The sequence below is a fragment of the Photobacterium sp. R1 genome (assembly GCF_054600795.1).
The window spans coordinates 232,935-254,055 of the sequence record NZ_BAAHZP010000004.1; the positions used below are offsets into that span (position 1 = coordinate 232,935).

Below are 21,121 nucleotides of genomic sequence, written 5' to 3' on the forward strand. Positions count from 1 at the left end.
TAAAGTACAGTCGTGAAACAGCACGCTGCACTGAAACAAAAAAGGCCCCTGATCTCAGGGGCTTTTTTTATGAGTGAATCCGGCCTCAGAAGAAGGTCTTGGGCTGGTTCAGACTGTCACAATAGGCGCTGTTCGAAGCTGGCTTGAAGAACGCCTTGTCGACGGCCGTATTGCCAAATGCGGCCACCTGACTGCCGGCTTTGCTGCTGTAGTTCAGGCCCAGCAAATCCAGATACGGCCGGTAGTCGAGACCCGTCGCATAACTGGCAGCGATCAGCAGCCAGTCGTTATTGCTCAGCGTCCCCGCTTCAGCACGGCTGTAGGTGGAGAAGCCCAGTGATGCTTTTGTTGCATCCCAGCTGGCATCATCGTTATCGGCATCCGAAAACGCTTTGTCCAGCAGGTGCAGGCGAGGGATCAGGTGCCAGCCATTGCTCAGGGCGCCTTTGTCCTGCGCATGCATCATCATTTCGACCACCAGTGCCGCGCCCTGACTCCAACTGCTGTATCCCCGTCCCGCCATATAGGCAGCCGGATCGGTTTCCAGCTGACTTTGCTGGATATCGGCCAGAATGGTGTCGAAAGGCAGAGACTGGCACTGGTGCTCGTAGCCCGGCTCATTTACGGTTGCCAGAGATTTCGCATAATAGGAATAGAAGTTGGTGGTGGCATGGCCTTCAAAGCCGTTGAATTTGAAGCGTCCGCTTTCAACGTTATGTCCGACCTCATGCAGGTCACCATGGCCCAGCACGCTGAATGCCCAGCCGGCATCATAGGGGTTACCCGAGCAGCCGTAGCCGCAGGTGGGTTGGTCGGCATTCATATGCTGAACCTGATCCCATTCAGGAATATTCAGGGTATGGGCAGCAGCAAAAGAATCCACTTCACTGATCGGCGTAATGTTCTCGCCATGATAGCCCGCGAGTGCCCGGAGAGCGCTGTGGTGATAAGTCTGGATGAATGTGGCCATTTCTCCCGGTGTATCCCAGCGGCTGTTTTCAGACAGCGTGGTTTGCATCCGGCTGTTTCGTGAGTGGATCTCAAAATGTTCGGTCGCCACTTCGGCCCAGTCGTAGGCGTTGTTGTTCACCGCCGTGATGAAGGCAGCATCATTCTCACCCGGTTTCCAGTACGGATGCTGGCCAATCTGACGAAATGCAAAGGTCATCTCGGTCCCTTTGTCTGTAAAGCCAACCTGAACCGGGCCGCCATAAGGTGATGTCAGGTGGATGGTCTCGCCGGCCTGGATGGTGACCGGATGTGACTGCAGGAATTTCGGCCGGTTGTAGCCGTCATTCGGTGCCATCGGTTTGGTGGAAGTCGCACGCTGGGTATTGATAAAAATCCGGGCGGCCACGTCGCTGTGAGGGTCTGTCCGGGTGACGGTCAGGGTCTGTCCCGGCAGGGCATAAACACCGGCGGCACGCCACGGTGTCCGGCTGGTCAGCGTGACGGTTTGCTCTGCCGGGGAGACATGGCTGAAATCGGTGCGGCTGAAATTCCCCAGATCCGGCTGGACCGGATTGATCTGACGCGTGTTATACACCAGATGGTCGGCAAAGTAGCTTCTCAAAAACGTCAGTGTCGGGGTGCTGTTTTTTGACATCGGGAAACGGACGTTTTTCCGGTATTGATCTGCAAGCAGGATCAGGTGTTTTTCCAGCGTGTAATCATCCGGCAATGTGAAGATGTCGGTCGCGGATTCATCAACATTGCGAACAATGGCACGCAGTGATTCTGCCGGTGTCAGAAACTCGGTACCGAAGGCCGGAAGATTGTCGCAGCTGTTATTGTCATCTTCGCAATCTGCAATATGGAAGCTGAAGCTGTTGTCCCGGAGACGGGCAATCAGTGTTTCAATGCCGGATAGAGAGCCGGTCTGGTCCCGCATCTCTGCGGCTGACGACCAGTTGGCCTTATCCTGGGTAAAATAATTGCCGGCACCGCCGACGGCTTGCGTCTGTACGCCAAAGTAGCTCAGAACCGGGTTGGTCAGTGGCGTTGAGTTCCAGCTGTTGGTGTGCACATAGAGCATGGCGCGCTTGCGGGCTGCTGCTGCATCCAGTGCAGTGGTTACACTGTGCTCGCTGAACGAACCGCTGGTCCCGGTGATGATCAGATCGGCTTGTGACAGGCAGTCAGACAGCTGAGCTTCATCTTCACACAGGGTAAACGTCAGGTTTGGGTAGCGGCTTTGCAGCCAGTTCTTGGACTGATTAAAGTGACTGCTGCTGAGCAGCGTAAACGACACTTTGAGGTCGGAACGGCCCGTGCTCAGTGCGGGGACCAGCAGCCAGTCGATGATTTTTTGCATGTTCGATGCAAAATCGCCGTGGGAACCGGCATCCAGCTCACGTAGGATATTGGTGCCAAAGGCCACGCTGCGTCGCTCTTTTGCATCTCTCAGGGTAACCAGGGGATAGCCCTGATTTCCCGTGATCAGTTCTTTCGCACTGGTCAGATGCTTCAGGCTGAAATAGCGGGAGTTTCTGCCGGGATCGTACTGGATCGTATTCTGGCCAAAAATCTGGCTCTGTAGCGAAGCCAGACTGGAATGTTCCTTACTGATGATGGTTGCGATACGTTGTTCCAGTGCAGCACTGTCGCTGGGCAGCAGTCGGGGATCGCCCAGTTTCACCGCGGCATTGATCGGATCCAGGGGCAAGTTTGCCCCGCTTGCATTCTGGCCGTCATTTTTTGTATCTCCGCCACCGCCGCATGCTGCCAGCGAAAGACATAAAAGTATGGAACTGAGCTTTTTCATTCTGAAGTCGTTTTTATGAGTTTTATGATGCTTAGTATCATAAACGGCAGTTTTATATGTGAAATGCCAGAAAACTTGGGGTGAATCGCGAAAAATTTATCGCACTGTGATGGATGTAATGCTGTGTTTCCGCGCCGGTGCTTTGAGTCCCGAAAATATGCGGGAGCCGTTTCTTTCATTCGGCAAGCCTGAAATAATCAGGCTCTCTTCTTTTTTGAGTCCATACAAATGCTGAACGTCATTCGAAGCTGGCTTGCACGGTACGACGCCTGGTGTGAGCGCATGGGATTGATTCCGGAAAACCGTCGCTGTTGTGCGCCGGTCCGCTATGATGAAGATGATGCCCGTCATCCTGCGCAGCGGGCAGCCCGGTTGAAAGCCTGCCAGAGCCAGGCCCAAACTCAGAGCCAGACCCGAGACAACGGTGAGCCGCGTGCAACTGATTGACAGCCACTGCCATTTTGATTTCCCGCCCTTTGCGGACAATTCCGGCTACTATCTCGATTTGGCCCGGCAGGCAGGTGTCAGCCATATCGTGATTCCGTCGGTCGGGGAGCAGAACTGGCAGCAGGTCAGAAATCTGTGTCACACCGGCGGGCCGACGGCACCGGCGCTGTTTTATGCCCTGGGGATGCATCCGTACTTTGCAGAGGAGCACGGACCACAGACGCTGGCACGGCTGGAACAGGCGCTTGAACAGGCCCGGAATGACCCGTGTTGTGTTGCGGTGGGCGAATGCGGGCTCGATTTCGCCATTCCGGATGCGGACCGCCGCCAGCAAACCGACTGGCTTTCAGCGCAGCTTTCCCTGTCCAATCAGTTTAACCTGCCCGTGATTCTTCATTGCCGGAAGGCTTTCCCTGAATTGCTAAAGTGTCTGAAATCCTGTTCGCCGGTTCGGGGAGGGGTTTATCACGCTTTCAGTGGCAGTTTGCAGCAAGCGACTCAACTTCTTGATCTAGGTATCAAAATTGGTGTCGGTGGTACGATCACCTATCGCAGAGCAAACAAAACTCGCACTACAATAGCTCAGTTGCCTCTTGATGCATTGTTGCTGGAAACTGACGCGCCGGATATGCCACCGGCTGGTTTCCAGGGAGAGCCGAACCGTCCGGACAGAGTCGTGCAGGTTTTGAACGCTCTGACGGAACTGAGATCAGAGTCAGTAGCCCAGTTAACACAGGCGACTAACAAAAATGCAGAAGTCTTGTTTGCATTGCCTTCTCAAATTTGAAGATTCTGACGTTTATTTGGCTTTTTATTGTGCATCAAGTGGAACTTGAGTGTGATTGCCATCACACTTGATGTTCAACTTTCACTCGGTTGCCAACCAAAGTGTGACGTGTGCATTACATGCTGATAGTTGCCATGCGTATAATGCGCCCGACTCCTTGTGAGCCGAATTGTCGAGACGCCAAATTTTAACTATAGGGATGCCATAAACCATGAGCCTGTTTATGAGCCTGGTTGGGATGGTTGTGCTGCTGCTGGTAGCCGTGCTGCTGTCTGATAACCGCAAAGCTATTAACGTACGTACTGTTGGGGGCGCGTTTGCCATCCAATTTTTCTTTGGTGCATTCGTTCTGTATGTACCGGTAGGCCGTGATGCGCTGTATGGTGTATCGCAAGCTGTTGCCAATGTGATTGGTTACGGTGATCAGGGTATTTCTTTCCTGTTCGGCGGCCTGGTATCAGGCAAGATGTTTGAAGTCTTCGGTGGCGGCGGTTTCGTCTTCGCACTGAAAGTACTGCCTGTTATCGTTTTCTTCTCTGCGCTGATCAGCGTGCTGTACTATCTGGGTGTGATGCAGTTTGTCATCAACATTCTGGGTGGCGCACTGCAAAAAGCTCTGGGTACCTCTCGTGCCGAATCTATGTCTGCAACAGCAAACATTTTCGTAGGTCAGACTGAAGCACCACTGGTTGTGCGTCCGTTTGTACCTAAAATGACTCAATCTGAGCTGTTTGCGGTCATGTGTGGTGGTCTGGCATCTGTTGCGGGTGGTGTACTGGCAGGTTACGCATCGATGGGTGTTCCTCTGGAATATCTGATCGCGGCATCCTTCATGGCGGCTCCTGGTGGTCTGCTGTTTGCGAAAATCATCAAGCCTGAAACTGAGAAGCCTGTTGAGCAAATGGGCGGCGACGATGACAGCCACGATGACAAACCTGCAAACGTAATTGATGCGGCTGCAGCGGGTGCGTCTTCCGGTATGCAACTGGCACTGAACGTAGGTGCGATGCTGCTGGCCTTCATCGGTTTGATCGCGCTGATCAACGGTATGCTGGGTGGTATCGGTGGCTGGTTCGGTATGCCTGAGCTGACTCTGGAACTGATCCTGGGTTATGTCTTCAAGCCACTGGCCTTCCTGATTGGTGTGCCATGGAACGAAGCTGAAGTTGCCGGTTCTTTCATCGGTCAGAAACTGGTTGTGAACGAGTTCGTTGCTTACCTGAACTTCACACCTTACCTGAAAGATGTAGCTGATGGCGGCATGGTGATTGCTGAAACAGGTGCTGCAATGTCTGAGAAGACACGTGCAATCATCTCCTTCGCACTGTGTGGTTTCGCAAACCTGTCCTCAATTGCAATCCTGCTGGGTGGTCTGGGCGGTCTGGCTCCAAGCCGTCGTCACGACATCGCTCGCTTCGGTATGAAAGCCGTTGCCGCGGGTACCCTGTCTAACCTGATGTCTGCAACGATTGCAGGTCTGTTCCTGTCACTGTAAGACGAACAGAATCTAATTAGGCACAAAAACGCCACAGTATGTTTGCTGTGGCGTTTTTATTTGTCTGTCAGACAGACGGACAGATTTTCGCCTTTCCAACAAATTCAGTAACTATCTGAATCTTTTCTGGTAAAAAATAGCAAAAAGCGGTCTTGTGGCCTTTTTTCCTCTTGCCCTGACGCGCATGCTATACCCTTGCAAAGCATGTCTCCTGAGGTCAACCGGGAAAAAGGACACTTCGTTGCCTGCGGTCTACACTCTGTGAGTGTTTTCCGGCTGTCGCGGTGTCAGCGGCTGCCACCGGACTGGAGCAGGCCATGAATGAAGTTGTATTCGCTTTACTCGCTGGTGTCATCGTTGGTTTGTTATTTTCAGCACTGAAACTGCCGATTCCGGCACCGCCAGTATTATCAGGCGTCATGGGCATTGTTGGCGTCTATGTGGGCGGTCAGCTGTATCAGTGGATCATCGAACGGTTCTTTTCCTGAGTGTGAAGACGCAGGATTTCAGCCTGCGGAAAAGCCGTCAGCCACCGGGTGAATTGGTCAACACATTATCCACGCTGGGAAACGTCTGAATGATGGTTCGCCTGAATATGGCTTGGTAATATGACAGCGAAAGGTTGCAGAATGATGGATTCTGCATGAAAGCAGTCTGATGGTTTTTTTGTGAATCAGGCTGTGAACTGAATGGCTGGTAAGGGGATTACCCGTTCGGAAAGCGTTCGGAAACCCACTTACGCGGTGAAAAGGATGTCAATCAGGTTAGCCTGAGTCTTCACGGAATCAAGTCCGCTTCTGTTTCTCTGTGGCTACAATGGCCGGCAAAGAAGCCGGGTCTGGGACAGCGGAGCAGAACACTTGGTAGAGCAATTTCGACTGGAGAAAGTCATGAGCGATTTAAAAACAGCGGCACTGCGTGCGTTAAAACTGATGGATCTGACCACACTGAACGATGACGATACGGATGCCAAAGTGATCGAGCTGTGTAAGAACGCAAAAACCCCGGTAGGCAATACTGCGGCAATTTGTATCTATCCTCGTTTTATCCCGGTTGCCAAAAAGCAACTGCGCGAGCAGGGCACGCCGGAAGTCCGCATTGCCACAGTGACCAACTTCCCGCACGGCAACGATGACATTGAGATTGCGGTAGCAGAAACCAAGGCTGCAGTGGCTTACGGCGCTGATGAAGTGGACGTGGTTTTCCCGTACCGTGCTCTGATTGCAGGGAACGAAGAAGTCGGCTTTGAGCTGGTGAAACAGTGTAAAGCGGCGTGTGGCGACATCCTGCTGAAAGTGATCATTGAAACCGGTGAACTCAAAGATCCGGCGCTGATCCGTCTGGCTTCAGAAATTTCTATCAAGGCGGGTGCTGACTTCATCAAGACTTCTACCGGTAAGGTGCCTGTGAATGCAACTCCGGAAGCCGCTGAGATTATGCTGACCGTGATCAAAGACATGGGCGTGCAGGACAAAGTAGGCTTTAAGCCTGCGGGTGGCGTAAGAACTGCTGAAGATGCAGCGCAGTTCCTGGCCATGGCCGATCGTATTCTGGGTGCAGACTGGGCCGACAGCGCGCACTACCGTTTTGGTGCGTCCAGCTTGCTGGCAAATCTGCTGCACACATTGGGTGAAGGTGAAAAAGCCGCGGAAGGCGGTTACTGAGTCTGACGACTTCATCCATACGGAATACTGGTCTGTGGCGGCGGGTCTGAGCACCGGCTGCCACAGGAACAGCCAAATATAAGGACAGGCAGAGCCGTGACGGCTGGACTGCTGACGGAATCCTATTTCCTTTCGCAGCATTTTCTGCCTTTCCTCAGCCACGTCGAGGCATCTTATGTACTTACCTCAGGAAATCATCCGCAAAAAACGCGATAATATTGCGTTGACCCGAGACGAAATCAACTTTTTTATTCAGGGCATCGCCAAAGACACAGTGTCTGAAGGACAGATTGCAGCTTTTGCAATGGCGGTGTACTTCAACGATATGACCATGGACGAGCGTGTTGCACTGACCTGTGCGATGCGAGATTCCGGCATGGTGCTGAACTGGGACCACATGAATTTCGGTGGCCCGATTGTCGACAAACACTCCACCGGTGGTGTGGGTGACGTGACTTCTCTGATGCTTGGTCCGATGGTTGCTGCCTGCGGCGGCTTCGTACCAATGATCTCCGGCCGCGGTCTGGGTCATACCGGCGGCACGCTGGATAAACTGGAGTCTATTCCGGGCTATAACATCATGCCGTCGAACGACGTTTTCGGTCAGGTGACCAAAGATGCCGGTGTGGCGATTATCGGTCAGACCGGCGATCTGGCACCGGCCGACAAACGCGTGTATGCGACCCGGGATATCACGGCGACTGTTGATAATATTTCGCTGATCACGGCATCCATTCTGTCCAAGAAACTGGCCGCTGGCCTGGAATCTCTGGTGATGGACGTGAAAGTGGGTTCCGGTGCCTTTATGCCGACCTACGAAGCTTCAGAAGAACTGGCGAAATCAATCGTTGCCGTGGCAAACTGTGCAGGTACCAAGACCACAGCGCTGCTGACGGACATGAACCAGGTGCTGGCGTCCAGTGCCGGGAACGCAGTGGAAGTGCGTGAGGCCGTTCAGTTCCTGACCGGTGAATACCGCAACCCGCGTCTGTTCGAAGTCACCATGGCGTTGTGTGCCGACATGTTGCTGAATGCAGGGCTGGCCAAAGATGACCGTGAAGCCCGCACTAAACTGCAGGCGGTACTGGATAACGGTGCGGCAGCAGAGCGCTTCGGCAAGATGGTTCACGGCCTGGGTGGCCCGGCCGATTTTGTTGAAAACTATAACAATTACCTGGCAAACGCAGAGATCATCAAACCTGTGTTTGCGCAAAACAGCGGCTTTGCCGGTGCGATGGACACCCGTGCTCTGGGCATGGCGGTCGTCAGCATGGGCGGTGGCCGTAAAGTGGCGACAGACAGCATTGATTATGCTGTGGGTCTGACTGACATGATCCGCCTGGGTCAGACAGTGGACAGCCAGACACCACTTGCCGTCATTCATGCCCGTAATGAAGCACAATGGCAGGAAGCTGCCCATGCCGTGCGTCAGGCAATTACAATCACTGAGCAGGCACCAGCTGCGACACCTGACGTTTACCGTCGTATTCGTGCTGAAGATGTCTAAATTGGAGCAATGATGAAAAGAGCAATTATCCTGGTACTCGATTCCTTTGGCCTGGGCGCAACGGAAGATGCGGTCAAGTTCGGCGATGTAGGCTCAAACACCATGGGCCATATCGCGAAAGCCTGTGCGGAAGGCCGTGCAGATAACGCCGACCGCAGCGGTCCGCTGAATCTGCCAAACCTGACCCGTCTGGGTCTTGGTAAGGCGGCGGAAGAGTCGTGCGGTGAGTTCCCGGCGGGTCTGGATCCGCTGGCAGAAATCACGGGCGCTTACGGCCATGCGGCCGAGATCTCGTCCGGTAAAGATACACCGTCCGGCCACTGGGAAATCGCCGGTGTTCCTGTACTGTTTGAGTGGGGCTACTTCCGCGACACCAGCAACAGTTTCCCGCAGGAACTGCTGGACCGCATCGTTGAGCGCGCTCAGCTGCCGGGCTACCTGGGTAATTGCCATGCATCCGGTACACAAGTGCTGGATGATCTGGGTGAAGAGCATATGAAAACCGGCAAGCCGATTTTCTATACCTCTGCGGATTCTGTGTTCCAGATTGCCTGTCATGAAGAGACGTATGGCCTGGATAATCTGCTGAAACTTTGCGAAATCGTGCGTGAAGAGCTGGAAGATTACAACATCGGCCGCGTGATCGCCCGTCCGTTCATCGGTCCGGAGAAAGGTCAGTTTGAGCGGACCGGTAACCGCCGTGACCTGTCGATTGAACCGCCTTCAGCAACCGTGTTGCAGAAGCTGGTGGAAGAGAAGCAGGGTGAGGTGGTGTCTGTCGGTAAGATTGCTGATATCTATGCGCACTGCGGGATCACCCAGAAAGTCAAAGCGACCGGCCTGGAAGCGCTGTTTGATGCCACGCTGGCACAAGTGGAGAAAGCCGGTGATAACACCATTGTATTTACCAACTTCGTTGATTTCGATTCGGCCTACGGCCACCGTCGCGATGTCGCCGGTTATGCTGCCGCGCTGGAATACTTCGACCGTCGTCTGCCTGAGTTGCTGTCCCAGCTCAAAGAAGATGATGTACTGGTAATTACCGCTGACCACGGCTGCGATCCAACCTGGCCGGGCACTGATCATACCCGTGAGCACATTCCTGTGCTGGTGAGTGGTCCGAAAATCCCGGCCGGTTCTCTGGGGCGTCGCGAGACGTTTGCCGATATCGGTCAGAGTCTGGCGAGCTACTTCGGTATCTCGGCCATGGATTTCGGTCAGTCTTTCCTGTAACCGCATGATAGCGCGGTAATGTTTGACGCTGAATGCGCAACTGGCCTCGCTCCGGATGGGGTGAGGCAATCCAAATACAAGAAGGAGCGAACAGATGGCTACTCCACATATTAATGCCGAAATGGGTGATTTTGCAGATGTCGTCCTGATGCCGGGTGACCCGCTGCGTGCCAAGTTCATTGCCGACACTTTCCTGGAAGATGTCAAAGAAGTCTGTAATGTCCGCAACATGTACGGTTTCACCGGGACTTACAAAGGCCGCAGAATTTCCGTGATGGGCCATGGTATGGGCATTCCGTCCTGTTCTATTTACGCCACGGAGCTGGTTAAAGACTATGGCGTCAAGAAAATCATCCGTGTTGGCAGCTGTGGTGCTGTTCGTGATGACGTATATCTGCGTGATGTAGTGATCGGCATGGGTGCTTCGACCGACTCAAAAGTCAACCGGATTCGTTTCGGCGGCCATGATTTTGCGGCGATTGCGGATTACGGCATGGTTCAGAATGCGGTTGAAGCCGCGAAAGCCAAGGGTATCGAAGTGAAAGTCGGTAACCTGTTCTCTGCAGATCTTTTCTATAACCCGGATTTTGACTTCTTCAAGACCATGGATAAGTACGGCATCTTGGGTGTGGAAATGGAAGCGGCCGGGATTTACGGTGTCGCTGCCGAGTTCGGTGCCAAAGCCCTGACCATCTGTACTGTGTCTGACCATATCCTGCGGGGTGAGGCAACAACTTCAGATGAGCGCCAGACCACTTTCCTCGAAATGATGGAAATTGCCCTGGAATCTGTGCTGCTGGGTGACAAAGAGGCTTAAGCCAAAGACGTTTAAGCCAAGGACGCTTAAATCAAGGACGCATAAATGATTTCTGCCCGGTCAGGGCGGACGCGCACGGGGCTTTGGCCCCAACCAAGTCAAAGACGACCCACCGGTCGTCTTTTTTTATGACTTGATTCTTTGAGTGACGGTGCAGGAAGCCGATTGCTATCGCAGCCGGAGTTCGGTCCCTCAGTCCTTCGCATTTGCGGTCAGCAGGAACGGGAAGTGCCAGACGTCTTTGCGGCGGCCGAAGGTATAGGCCAGTACAAAGCCGATGAAGAGCGCGGCAATCACCAGTCCGCGGACGGTATTGGTCATGCTTTCGATCTGATCCGCCGCATGCTGAACCAGCTTGCCGTGCTCCAGCGTCAGACGCAGATAGCCGACAATCTGACCATCATCTGTCAGCACCGGCTGGACAATTTGCTGGCGGCCAATGCTTGCGGTTGAGAGAGGGGTTGTCAGACCGGAGATTTGTTCCAGTGGCATGGCGTCTTCAGTCTGTGCTAGCGGCGAGCCTTCCAGATCGTAAACACTGGCATCCAGAATCAGAGGTTCATCGGAAATTCGGTTCACCAGCGCCTGCAGCCGGTCCTGATCTTTGTCGAGAATATCATCGGAAGCCGTGCTGGCCGCCTGTCGGGCAATAATGCGGGACAGAGACTGGGTTTGTTCACTCAGCATGTCGAAGTTGTTCTGATTCAGCCGGGCACCATACTCCAGCATGGTGATCAGGCCGACGAAACTGAGGGCCAATACCAGAAACTGCCAGATACGTTGCATGCGTACAGTTTTGAACTTAAACATAGTGGGGACTTCTTTCATGAAACTAACTGAACAATATTGGGACTTGCCCTGACAAATTGCAATAGGGTACTTTGAAGGGAGATGAAAACGCTTTTACATGGATGTGATATACCGTGCTGACCATTAAGAAACATACTTCGCTGCATACCCGCTTTCCTGAGAGTGTTGCCAGCAGCAACCTGGATGTGAAAAACGTCTCGGCTGTGATCTACAGTCGCCAGCCCCTGACCCCGGAATGTCTCGATCGCATTGCTTCCCAGAGCGGTGAACCGTTGTCGGTGATTGCGGCCTGGAAAGTCGGCCCCTACGAGGTACTTTTGCTGGCAAACCCGCTGACTGAGCGCCTGACCGAGTCTCTGGAAGCGCATGAAATCGATTATGCTCCGTACCAGTCCCTGCCGGATTTGTCTCAGCCGGGGCTGGCGGTGTTTGATATGGACTCAACGGCGATTGAGATTGAGTGTATCGATGAGATTGCCAAACTGGCCGGGGTTGGTGAACAGGTTGCTGAAGTGACCGAACGAGCCATGCAGGGAGAGCTTGATTTTGAACAGAGCCTGCGCCAGCGGGTTGCGACGCTGGAAGGCGCCAGTGCGGAGATTCTGGAGCAGGTCCGCCAGAAACTCCCGCTGATGCCGGAAATGCGGGAACTGGTGGATGCGCTGCATCACTATGGCTGGAAGACGGCCATTGCCTCAGGCGGTTTTACTTATTTCTCGGACTATCTGCAAGAAACGCTGGCCCTGAGTTATACCCAGTCCAATCAGCTGGAAATTATCGACGGTCAGCTGACCGGTAAGGTGCAGGGGAAAGTGGTGGATGCACAGACAAAAGCTGATATTTTGCGTGAGCTGGCCGAAGAATACGGCATTGCAGCACACAATACTGTCGCTGTCGGTGATGGTGCCAACGATCTGAAGATGATGGCTGCGGCCGGATTGGGCATTGCCTATCATGCCAAGCCGAAAGTTCAGGCCACGGCACCGGCTGCGGTCCGTTATGCCGATTTAGGCGGCGTGCTTTGTCTGCTGTCTGCTTCGCTGTGGCCTCAGAAGATTGGCTGGTAAGTCAACCGGAATCAGTCGCTGAGGTTGCCATCTCAATCACCCCGTCATTCCCGCTTGTGCGGGAATGACAATTGTCATGCGACACGTTGCTCTCAGGGGATCATCGAACGAATCCCTGAAAGGAAATCGTTACAGTCCCAGCCGCAGTAAGACCTCATCGGTAATGTCGTAAAATTCGCCGAATCCTGTCAGTGACGTAAACTCTATCTCCAGTGAGCGGGCCCGGTGCATCGCGACCCGGGACAGTTCGGCCAGCTCCCGGCTGATCAGCGCCGTGGTCGGGTCCATCACCGGCACGGCAGCGATCCGGATGGCAAGGAAATGTCCCTGTTCGCGGGCCTGTTGTGCAAATCGGCGGCGACTTTCACCGGTCGGGAAATCATCGAAGAGTTTGCTGATCATTTTGGGCTGGGCACCCGACTGGGGCAAAATCGCCAGATACAGTTCACGGACATAAGGCTGGCTGACGGCCACAGGACGCATCGGTTCGCTCAGCAGTTGCTTGACCCGGTTCTGAAAGATAGGGGCCAGCGAGACCCGTTTTCCTTCACCATGCTGGAGTAACAGTTTACCCAGTGTTGGCAGCGGTTTGTTGGAGCCCATCGCCCTTACCTTGACCTGATTGTCGATTTTCTCGCAGAAAAATGGCAGGCAGTTCAGGCGGGTCAGCAGCATCTGGTGCATTGCCAGCAACAGCGGACCTGCCGGCATGATTTCCTCGCTGACCGGCAGACGTGCTTCATTGTGTTTGATCAGGCGGCGCAGAAAGTGCTCACTGCGGGTGACATCTTCACCGTTACCGGACTCGAACTGAACATTGCGCCGATCCGGGCTGAGGCGAACCACCTGATAAGGGATACGCCGCAGTGGTGCCTCTTTGGCCATTTGCAGCAGCTCATCAAAAGTCACTTTGACCTGATCGCCGCGTTTGGCTTCCAGGGGCTCTGCAAGACGCAGATTCAGTCCCCGCGTGGAAATATCGACGGTATGGCCATTAACGACAACACCTTCCTGACCGGATTCAGCCGGTAGCTGAAGCGTAACCGGCGTTTTGAACAGGAAGCGGGATTCGCTGCGCTGTGGTTTCGGGTCGAAGTAGATTGCCCGGGTCCCGGACACCGGATTGCGCGGGTGGCGAAATGTCTGCAGGTGTTTGCTCGGCAAAGCCGGTTTTTCGGTCAGGCGGTAATCATGCCTTCCGGCCAGATTCGTCAGATCCTGCAAGACACCGATATGGGTCAGAGTCGACAGGGTTTCCAGCAGTTCCGGGGCAATTTCCTGTAACTGATTCCGGTCTTCCTGGCTGATCGGATACAGCGTCAGGCGAACCACTCGCCAGCTTTCCCGGGCCGCACCGATATGCCAGAACAGTTGCCGTTCCTCGACGCCCATCTCCGGCAGTGCAGCCGAATAAAAATAAGTTTTCTCTTCATGCTGATGGGTAAAGCTGTAGATCAGGGTGCTGCACTGGCTGAGTCCTTCTCTGCCCAGCGTGCTGATCCGCTCTTCAGACAACAGATGGTTGATCACCGACTGATTGCGTTCGTCATGCCAGTGTTCCCAGACATGGCGGTTATGTTCGGTCAGCAGGCAGTATTTCAGTTCACTGCCGGCAAAAAACATCGGGATGCTGCTGGTATGTTTCAGAAAACAGTGCTCGTAGCCCCGGGTCCGGGTCTGAATGATTTTATCTTCATAATTGCGGCGTGAGCGGTTCGAGGCCATCTGCAGGCGGGCTTCGATGGCAGCCTTGATGGCTTCACTCGGTTCGACCAGCACCAGACGCAGCCAGGTGAAACTGTCATTGTCTGCATGCGGTGTGACGCCCAGTACCCGGTATGTGATCCCCTGAATCAGGCGGTCGTCCTTTAACTGTTTGGCCAGTTCGGGGAAATAAGCTGTGATCATTTGCCCTTCAAAGTAACGGAAAGCAGACGATACCCGAAAACGTGCACCCGATGGCGAGATATCGGCCGTGGTCCCGTTGACCTCCTGCGAATAGGGCAGCATCAATACGACTGGGGTGGTGAGCTGGACCCGTTGCTCACTGCGGCTGAGATGGTAGCCAAAACGCAGCAGCTCTGCCGAAAATGGCGAGACTTCTTCTGCAACCGGCGCTTCTTTCTCTGCGGGTTGCGGTTCCTGTGGCTTTTGTTGCTGCTGTTGCTGCATGACCCGGAAGTTATTGCGGGTGTTCATCAGCGACTCATACAGGCCGATCCGGTACTGATCGCCATAAGCTTTGATGCGTCGGCGGTACACGTTCATCGCCACATCATCCAGCCAGTGGGTCATGCCATGCAGCTCGTACGGACGGCATTCGCCGTTGACTTTGCCACGCAGATCAATCGCCTGACGGCAGGGGGCCATCACTCGGTTCAGCTCCATTTTGACCTGCAGGCGGGCCGGGCCACTTAAGTCTGCGGTCAGGTGCAGAAATAAGTCGTTGAAATCCTCGCTGTCATAAGCAGGCAGCAATTGTTCAATCAGTCCTTTGTATTCGTCCAGCAACATAGTGGTTTTAGCATTTGGTCTCAATCGGGTATGATTTCCAATTGTGCAGTAAAAATGAAAATTGTCATAAGCTTGTGGACGGAAAGTCTGGCCTGGCGCATATCCTGGCTGTTTATTCGTCATTTTATTCACCTGCTGCCGCACGGTTTGGCAGGCCACGGGCTTGGGTCACTGAAGGGTTACAATGGCGAAAACCAAAAGAGCTTACGTCTGCAGTGAATGCGGCGCTGATTTTCCACGCTGGCAGGGGCAGTGCAATGCCTGTGCCGCCTGGAACACCATTACAGAATTTACGATCCCCAAGACCAAGTCTGCGCTGGGCAGCGTCGGTGGCGGTACCGCCAGCAGTTATGCCGGAGCTACGACCAAGGTTCAGAAATTGTCTGAGGTTGAGAGCAAAGATCTGCCGCGGTTCAGTTCCGGGATCTCTGAACTGGACCGGGTACTGGGCGGCGGTATTGTGCCTGGCTCAGTCCTGCTGTTGTGTGGTGATCCGGGCGCGGGTAAGTCCACTTTGCTGCTGCAAAGTATCGGGTCTGTGGCGGGCTCGCGTGAGGCGCTGTATGTCTCCGGTGAAGAATCTATTCATCAGATCTCCCAGCGGGCTAAGCGCCTGGGGACGCCCAATATCGATAAAATTCAGGTGGTTGCTGAAACCTCGGTTGAACAGATCCTGCACCATATCCAGGAGCAGAAAGCCGAGTTTGTCATTATCGACTCGATTCAGACCATGACCGTGGCGCACAATGATTCTGCTGCGGGCAGTCCGAGTCAGGTCAAAGAGTCGGCAGCGGCACTGACCCGGTTTGCCAAGACGGAAGGCGTGACCTTCATGATTGTCGGCCATATCAACAAAGATTCGAATGTCGCCGGTCCGATGCAACTGATCCATATTGTGGACGGCCTGTTCGCCCTGTCGTCGACCTCTGATGAAAAATTCCGGGTGCTGCGAACGTCGAAAAACCGATTCGGGGCAGACTCAGAGTCCTGTTTTTTCGCCATGACAGAAACCGGCATGAAGCAAGTGAAGAACCCGTCGGCTATCTTCCTCAGCCGCTCCAACAAAAACCACGCCGGTTCAGTCTGTACCACGCTGTGGGAAGGTACCCGGCCGTTGCTGGTGGAAATTCAGGCGCTGTGTAACCAGTCACTGACCGAAGTACCGCGACGCCTGAGCGTGGGCTACGATTCCAACCGGCTGGCGATGTCGATTGCGGTGCTGGCCCGTCACGGCGGGGTGATGCTGTCGGATATGGATATCTTCGTGAACTGTGTCGGCGGGATCCGGATTGAAGAAACGTCTGCAGATCTCTCGGTGCTGCTGGCGATTTTTTCCAGCTTCAAGAATGCACCGATTCCGCAGGATGTTCTGGTGTTCGGTGAAATTGGCCTGAACGGGGATATCCGTCCTTCTGCCAATGGCGTTGAGCGGATCCGGGAAGCGGCGAAGCAGGGTTTTACCCGGGCGATTATCCCCAAAGCCAATGCCAGCCGATCTTTACCGGGCATTGAAATTATCCCGGTTGAAGATTTGCAGGAAGCCCTTGGGGCTTTTGAACGGGTCGCCGGTTAGCGGCTACTCATCTTCAGCCAGATCAGCGAGATGCTCCAGCTCGCGGTGGAGCAGCGCATCATCGCCGAGATTGAGCTCGATCAGGCGACGCAGATGGGAAATGCTGTCGATATCGATATTGACGATTTTCATCCGCAGACTGTGGTTGTTCTGATCGACCAGCTCTGCGAGCATCGTGAGGTGGACATCGGTCTGCGGCAGGACGACATCAACCTGAAAGGCCGGATCGCCCCCGGGTTGCCAACCGTCGGGACGGGAAAGCAGGATGCCATGCAGCGAGATATCTTTCAGGGCGGTATTCCATTGGAAGTCCCCCTGCCGCAGCGTCGCCGGAGCCTGATACACAATGCGGATAAACTGGCGTCTTTCTTTCATCATCTGTGTACACCTTCACGGATTGATATCTTCGAGTGTAGGGCCATCTTTCCGGCTTGCCCAATTGACACAACGGTTTGTTGACAGAACCTTCAATCATCACTGCTGGATATACCGCCCCAAATAAAAAGGCTGCCCGGAGGCAGCCTTCATTTTTTGCAGGGAAGTGATTATTTCGCAATGCGCTTGTACTTGATGCGGTGTGGCTCTGCAGCCTGCGCACCCAGGGTCTTTTTCAGCCAGTCGGTGTATTCGGTGTAGTTGCCTTCGAAGAAGTTCACCTGACCTTCATCACGGTAATCCAGAATATGAGTCGCAATCCGGTCCAGGAACCAACGGTCGTGCGAGATCACCATGGCACAGCCCGGAAATTCCAGCAGGGCTTCTTCCAGTGCTCGCAGGGTTTCAACGTCCAGGTCGTTGGTTGGTTCGTCGAGCAGCAGCACGTTGCCGCCGGCTTTCAGCAGTTTTGCCAGGTGGACACGGTTCCGCTCACCACCGGACAGCTCGCCGATGCGTTTTTGCTGGTCGCTGCCTTTGAAGTTGAAACGGGACACATAAGCGCGGGACTGAATCTCGAAGTTGTTGATGCGAATGACATCGTTGCCTTCAGAGATTTCCTGATACACGGTGTTGGTATCGTTCATGCTGTCACGGAACTGTTCAACAGACGCCAGGGTCACGGTGTCGCCCAGTTCGATGCTGCCTGAATCCGGCTGCTCGGTGCCGCTCAGCATTTTGAACAGGGTTGATTTACCCGCACCGTTGGCACCGATGATGCCCACGATTGCACCTTTCGGCATGCTGAAGGACAAATCATCGATCAGGACGCGATCACCGAACGATTTGGTCAGGTTGCTGACTTCAATGACTTTGTCACCCAGACGCTCACCCGGCGGGATAAACAGCTCGTTGGTTTCGTTCCGCTTCTGGTGATCTGTGGTGTTCAGCTCTTCAAAGCGGGCCATACGGGCTTTGGATTTCGCCTGTCGGCCTTTTGGATTCTGACGAACCCACTCCAGCTCTTTCTCGATGGTTTTCTGACGCGCTTTCTCCTGGGAGGCTTCCTGCTTCAGACGGGCATCTTTCTGCTCCAGCCAGGACGTATAGTTGCCCTGCCATGGAATACCTTCACCCCGGTCCAGTTCCAGAATCCAGCCGGCAGCATTGTCCAGGAAGTAACGGTCGTGCGTGATGGCTACCACTGTACCGGTGTAATCAACCAGGAAGCGCTCCAGCCAGCCCACAGATTCTGCATCCAGGTGGTTGGTCGGTTCGTCGAGCAGCAGCATGTCTGGTTTTTCCAGCAACAGGCGGCAGATCGCGACACGGCGGCGCTCACCACCGGACAGGTGCTTGATCTGGGCATCCCACTCCGGCAGACGCAGGGCATCAGCAGCACGCTCCAGGGTGTTGTCCAGATTATGGCCGTCTTTCGCCTGGATCAGTGCTTCCAGTTCGCCTTGTTCTTTCGCCAGGGCATCGAAATCGGCATCGGCATCCGCGTATGCCGCGTAAACAGCATCCAGACGTGCCAATGCATTTGCGACGTCAGAGACGGCCTCTTCGACCACTTCACGAACCGTTTTCTCTTCATCCAGGACGGGTTCCTGTGGCAGGTAACCGACATTCAGGCCGGGTTGCGGACGGGCTTCACCTTCGATATCGGTATCGATGCCGGCCATGATCCGCAGTAGGGTGGATTTACCAGAACCGTTCAGGCCCAGTACGCCGATTTTCGCGCCCGGGAAGAAGCTCAGTGAAATATCTTTCAGGATCTGTCGCTTAGGTGGCACAACTTTGCTCACGCGCGACATGGTATAGACGTATTCAGCCATTTCCGTAAGTCATCTCTAGATCTAAGGAGAAAGGGGTATTTTAACCATTCTGGGCCTAAGTTTAACAGCAATGTCTCACAATGATGATTAAGATGAATAGATGACCGTTCTATCAGGTGAACGCCTTCCGGGGCAGATTGAACGCATACAAATTGGAGCGCAGATCAGAAAATTGAAGGCTTCTCTGGCTTTCTGACCTGAGCCTGACGCCGGGCTGACGTTGGGTGTGGCAGGGAAAGCTAACATATTGAGCGCAGACAATAAATTAGCTGGAAAGGAGACGTATGCAGTCTGAAGCAGTTGTGCACCGTCGGGGTCGCTGGATTCTGGGTCTTGGACTATGGGTGCTGCTGGGTGGAGGCGTCGCGCAGGCCGCTTCGCTGGAGCAGCAAAGAACGTGGTACGAGGCTGCCAAAGCGGCACTGGAAAGTGATGATCAGGCTACTTACAAGTCGTACCGATCGAAACTCAATGATTACCCACTGACACCTTATCTGGATTACCGCCAGTTTCAGGACGGGCTGGCCCGCCGGAAACCTGCGGAAGTCCGGGCTTTTATCGATAAATATCAGGATTTTCCTTTCACGATCAAGTTGGGCTATGCCTATCTGGATGAACTGGTCGATGCCAAGCGCTGGCAGGACATGGTCGATTTTCAGAAAGAACCGCCATACCGGGAGAGTTATCAGTGCAAGTATTACTATGCACTCAGCAAAACCGGTCACACAGAAGATGCCTGGGCTGGCGCCAAGTCGTTATGGCTGACCGGACAGTCGCTGGATGATGACTGCGACCCGCTGCTGGCGGCCTGGCAGAAAGCGGGAAAACGGACCAGTCAGCTGATTCTGGACCGGATGCTGCTGGTGTTTGATGCCGGGAACTATGGTCTGCTGAAGTTTCTGGATAAGCAACTGACCGGCAAGGCAGATAAAAAAGGCAAGACCATGCTGTCGCTGTACAAAAATCCGGAAGGGGTGGCAGATTTTGCCAAGCGCAGCAAGGTGAATGATTTTAACCGTCAGCTCAGTACGCTGGCGTATCAGCGCTTGGTGTTTTCGGACGTCGGGGCTGCACTGAAACAGTTCGGACAGGTGGCTGAGGGGCAAAAGCTCAGTGCTGAGCAGAAACAGGCCCTGGCAGATTTCACCGCATCCCGGCTGATGGATAGCGAGAATCAGGAGCAAATCCGCTGGCGGGATCAGGTGCTGCGGGACAGCAGCGATGACGGCCTGATTGAACGCCGGATCCGTGTTGCCCTCCGGCAAGCACACTGGAATGAGGCGCAGGACTGGATTTCGGAGCTGTCTGAGGAAGAACAGCGCACGCTGCGCTGGCAGTTCTGGCAGGCGCATCTGCTGGCGAAAAGCGATCCGGCTGCCGCAAAGCCGAAGTATCAGGCACTGCTCGGAGAGCGGAATTTCTACAGCGCGGCTGCCGCGACGGTGCTGGGCGAGAAAATTGATTTTCCCGTCGATACGCTGACCGAAGCGGAGCGGGATGTGACGCCTTATTTGCCGGCCCTGAAACGGATTGAGGAAATGCTGGCGCAGGATAAGGTCTATGATGCCAATCTGGAATGGTGGTATCTGCTGAAAGATCTCGATCCGAAAGCCATCTGGCCGCTGGCAGGGTATGCCGATCAGAATCAATGGCATCATCTGACGGTACAGGCCACGATTTACGGTCAGATGTGGGAGCATCTGTCACTGCGTTTTCCGCTGGCATTCAAAGATCAGTTCCAGTCTTTCGGGAAAAAACGTGAACTGTCGATGACTACTATGATGGCGCTGGCCCGGCAGGAAAGTGCCCTCAACCCGCAGGCGATGTCTCCGGTGGGGGCGCGGGGACTGATGCAGCTGATGCCGGCGACCGCCAAGCATACGGCCCGGAAGCTGGGTTACAAATACAAAGGCAGCAACAGTTTGTTAGATCCCGAGGTCAACATCCGTCTGGGCAGTGGTTATCTCAAGATGATGCTGGCACGTTACGACAATAACCGTATTTTTGCCTTTGCGGCCTATAACGCCGGGCCCGGGCGGGTGACACGCTGGCGTGAGCTCAGCGATGGTCAGCTGGACGCTTTTACTTTTATGGAAACTATTCCTTTTGGTGAAACGCGTGGCTATGTTCAGAATGTGCTGATGTTTGAGGTGTATTACGACAAACTGACCGGGAATCCGACGGAGTTGCTGACGAGCAAGGAACTGAACACGCAGTATTGAGGCCGAGA

The 21,121-nt window shown here is 54.2% G+C and carries 16 protein-coding genes; 11 read left to right on the forward strand and 5 right to left on the reverse strand.

Annotated features, from left to right (window positions below; translation table 11 throughout):
* Positions 1-85 precede the first annotated feature (85 nt).
* Positions 86-2,764, reverse strand: a complete 2,679-nt coding sequence (locus ACYP03_RS08940) for an ImpA family metalloprotease (RefSeq protein WP_330960546.1) — start codon at positions 2,762-2,764, stop codon at positions 86-88.
* Between the two features lie 228 nt (positions 2,765-2,992).
* Between ACYP03_RS08940 and ACYP03_RS08945 the strand changes: the two genes are divergently transcribed.
* The 8 genes from ACYP03_RS08945 (at position 2,993) to deoD (ending at position 10,714) form a co-directional block, all read left to right on the forward strand.
* Positions 2,993-3,211 (forward strand): hypothetical protein, encoded by a 219-nt coding sequence (locus ACYP03_RS08945; RefSeq protein WP_330960547.1) that lies wholly within the window; start codon positions 2,993-2,995, stop codon positions 3,209-3,211.
* A complete protein-coding gene (locus ACYP03_RS08950) occupies positions 3,198-3,998 on the forward strand; it encodes a TatD family hydrolase (RefSeq protein ID WP_330960548.1) in 801 nt (266 codons plus the stop codon). The genes ACYP03_RS08945 and ACYP03_RS08950 overlap by 14 nt, the downstream gene beginning before the upstream one ends.
* Before the next feature lie 211 nt (positions 3,999-4,209).
* A complete protein-coding gene (locus ACYP03_RS08955) occupies positions 4,210-5,493 on the forward strand; it encodes a NupC/NupG family nucleoside CNT transporter (RefSeq protein ID WP_248141300.1) in 1,284 nt (427 codons plus the stop codon).
* Between the two features lie 317 nt (positions 5,494-5,810).
* A complete protein-coding gene (locus ACYP03_RS08960; protein ID WP_036751405.1) occupies positions 5,811-5,981 on the forward strand; it encodes a XapX domain-containing protein in 171 nt (56 codons plus the stop codon).
* A 402-nt stretch (positions 5,982-6,383) separates the two neighbouring features.
* Positions 6,384-7,157, forward strand: coding sequence for a deoxyribose-phosphate aldolase (gene deoC / locus ACYP03_RS08965; protein ID WP_248141299.1), 774 nt, complete (start codon positions 6,384-6,386; stop codon positions 7,155-7,157).
* A gap of 175 nt (positions 7,158-7,332) precedes the next feature.
* Positions 7,333-8,664 (forward strand): thymidine phosphorylase, encoded by a 1,332-nt coding sequence (gene deoA, locus ACYP03_RS08970; protein ID WP_459779275.1) that lies wholly within the window; start codon positions 7,333-7,335, stop codon positions 8,662-8,664.
* Between the two features lie 12 nt (positions 8,665-8,676).
* On the forward strand, positions 8,677-9,897 hold the full coding sequence (locus tag ACYP03_RS08975; protein WP_459779276.1) for a phosphopentomutase: 1,221 nt from the start codon (positions 8,677-8,679) through the stop codon (positions 9,895-9,897).
* A 94-nt stretch (positions 9,898-9,991) separates the two neighbouring features.
* Entirely contained in the window at positions 9,992-10,714 is a 723-nt protein-coding gene (gene deoD / locus ACYP03_RS08980) for a purine-nucleoside phosphorylase (protein WP_459779277.1), read from the forward strand.
* A 192-nt stretch (positions 10,715-10,906) separates the two neighbouring features.
* Here the strand turns inward: deoD and ACYP03_RS08985 are convergent, their stop codons facing one another.
* Positions 10,907-11,524, reverse strand: a complete 618-nt coding sequence (locus ACYP03_RS08985; RefSeq protein WP_248141296.1) for a YtjB family periplasmic protein — start codon at positions 11,522-11,524, stop codon at positions 10,907-10,909.
* Positions 11,525-11,637: 113 nt separating this feature from the next.
* Here ACYP03_RS08985 and serB point away from each other — a divergent pair, with 113 nt between their 5' ends.
* Positions 11,638-12,591 (forward strand): phosphoserine phosphatase, encoded by a 954-nt coding sequence (gene serB / locus ACYP03_RS08990; RefSeq protein WP_459779279.1) that lies wholly within the window; start codon positions 11,638-11,640, stop codon positions 12,589-12,591.
* Positions 12,592-12,720: 129 nt separating this feature from the next.
* On the opposite strand, the gene ACYP03_RS08995 is transcribed toward serB, so the two are convergent.
* Positions 12,721-15,228: a PilZ domain-containing protein gene (locus ACYP03_RS08995; protein WP_459779281.1), complete on the reverse strand. Its 2,508-nt coding sequence runs from the start codon at positions 15,226-15,228 to the stop codon at positions 12,721-12,723.
* Between the two features lie 61 nt (positions 15,229-15,289).
* Between ACYP03_RS08995 and radA the strand changes: the two genes are divergently transcribed.
* Positions 15,290-16,678 (forward strand): DNA repair protein RadA, encoded by a 1,389-nt coding sequence (gene radA / locus ACYP03_RS09000; RefSeq protein ID WP_248141293.1) that lies wholly within the window; start codon positions 15,290-15,292, stop codon positions 16,676-16,678.
* A 3-nt stretch (positions 16,679-16,681) separates the two neighbouring features.
* On the opposite strand, the gene ACYP03_RS09005 is transcribed toward radA, so the two are convergent.
* The gene (locus ACYP03_RS09005) at positions 16,682-17,053 is read right to left on the reverse strand and encodes a PilZ domain-containing protein (protein WP_459779436.1); all 372 of its coding nucleotides are present in this window, start codon (positions 17,051-17,053) and stop codon (positions 16,682-16,684) included.
* A 170-nt stretch (positions 17,054-17,223) separates the two neighbouring features.
* Positions 17,224-18,891: an energy-dependent translational throttle protein EttA gene (ettA, locus tag ACYP03_RS09010; protein WP_248141292.1), complete on the reverse strand. Its 1,668-nt coding sequence runs from the start codon at positions 18,889-18,891 to the stop codon at positions 17,224-17,226.
* 284 nt (positions 18,892-19,175) lie between these two features.
* Between ettA and sltY the strand changes: the two genes are divergently transcribed.
* Positions 19,176-21,113 carry a murein transglycosylase gene (sltY, locus tag ACYP03_RS09015; protein WP_459779284.1) on the forward strand — a complete coding sequence of 646 codons (1,938 nt, stop codon included), beginning with the start codon at positions 19,176-19,178 and terminating at the stop codon, positions 21,111-21,113.
* Positions 21,114-21,121 lie beyond the last annotated feature (8 nt).

Coding starts and splice junctions, on each gene's coding strand:
- ACYP03_RS08945 (WP_330960547.1), top strand. CDS start 2,993: ATGCTGAACGTCATTCGAAGCTGGCTTGCACGGTACGACGCCTGGTGT.
- deoC (WP_248141299.1), top strand. CDS start 6,384: ATGAGCGATTTAAAAACAGCGGCACTGCGTGCGTTAAAACTGATGGAT.
- ACYP03_RS08940 (WP_330960546.1), bottom strand. CDS start 2,764: ATGAAAAAGCTCAGTTCCATACTTTTATGTCTTTCGCTGGCAGCATGC.
- ettA (WP_248141292.1), bottom strand. CDS start 18,891: ATGGCTGAATACGTCTATACCATGTCGCGCGTGAGCAAAGTTGTGCCA.
- ACYP03_RS08995 (WP_459779281.1), bottom strand. CDS start 15,228: ATGACGAATAAACAGCCAGGATATGCGCCAGGCCAGACTTTCCGTCCA.
- ACYP03_RS09005 (WP_459779436.1), bottom strand. CDS start 17,053: ATGAAAGAAAGACGCCAGTTTATCCGCATTGTGTATCAGGCTCCGGCG.
- radA (WP_248141293.1), top strand. CDS start 15,290: ATGGCGAAAACCAAAAGAGCTTACGTCTGCAGTGAATGCGGCGCTGAT.
- deoA (WP_459779275.1), top strand. CDS start 7,333: ATGTACTTACCTCAGGAAATCATCCGCAAAAAACGCGATAATATTGCG.
- ACYP03_RS08985 (WP_248141296.1), bottom strand. CDS start 11,524: ATGTTTAAGTTCAAAACTGTACGCATGCAACGTATCTGGCAGTTTCTG.
- ACYP03_RS08955 (WP_248141300.1), top strand. CDS start 4,210: ATGAGCCTGTTTATGAGCCTGGTTGGGATGGTTGTGCTGCTGCTGGTA.
- ACYP03_RS08975 (WP_459779276.1), top strand. CDS start 8,677: ATGAAAAGAGCAATTATCCTGGTACTCGATTCCTTTGGCCTGGGCGCA.
- deoD (WP_459779277.1), top strand. CDS start 9,992: ATGGCTACTCCACATATTAATGCCGAAATGGGTGATTTTGCAGATGTC.
- ACYP03_RS08960 (WP_036751405.1), top strand. CDS start 5,811: ATGAATGAAGTTGTATTCGCTTTACTCGCTGGTGTCATCGTTGGTTTG.
- sltY (WP_459779284.1), top strand. CDS start 19,176: ATGCAGTCTGAAGCAGTTGTGCACCGTCGGGGTCGCTGGATTCTGGGT.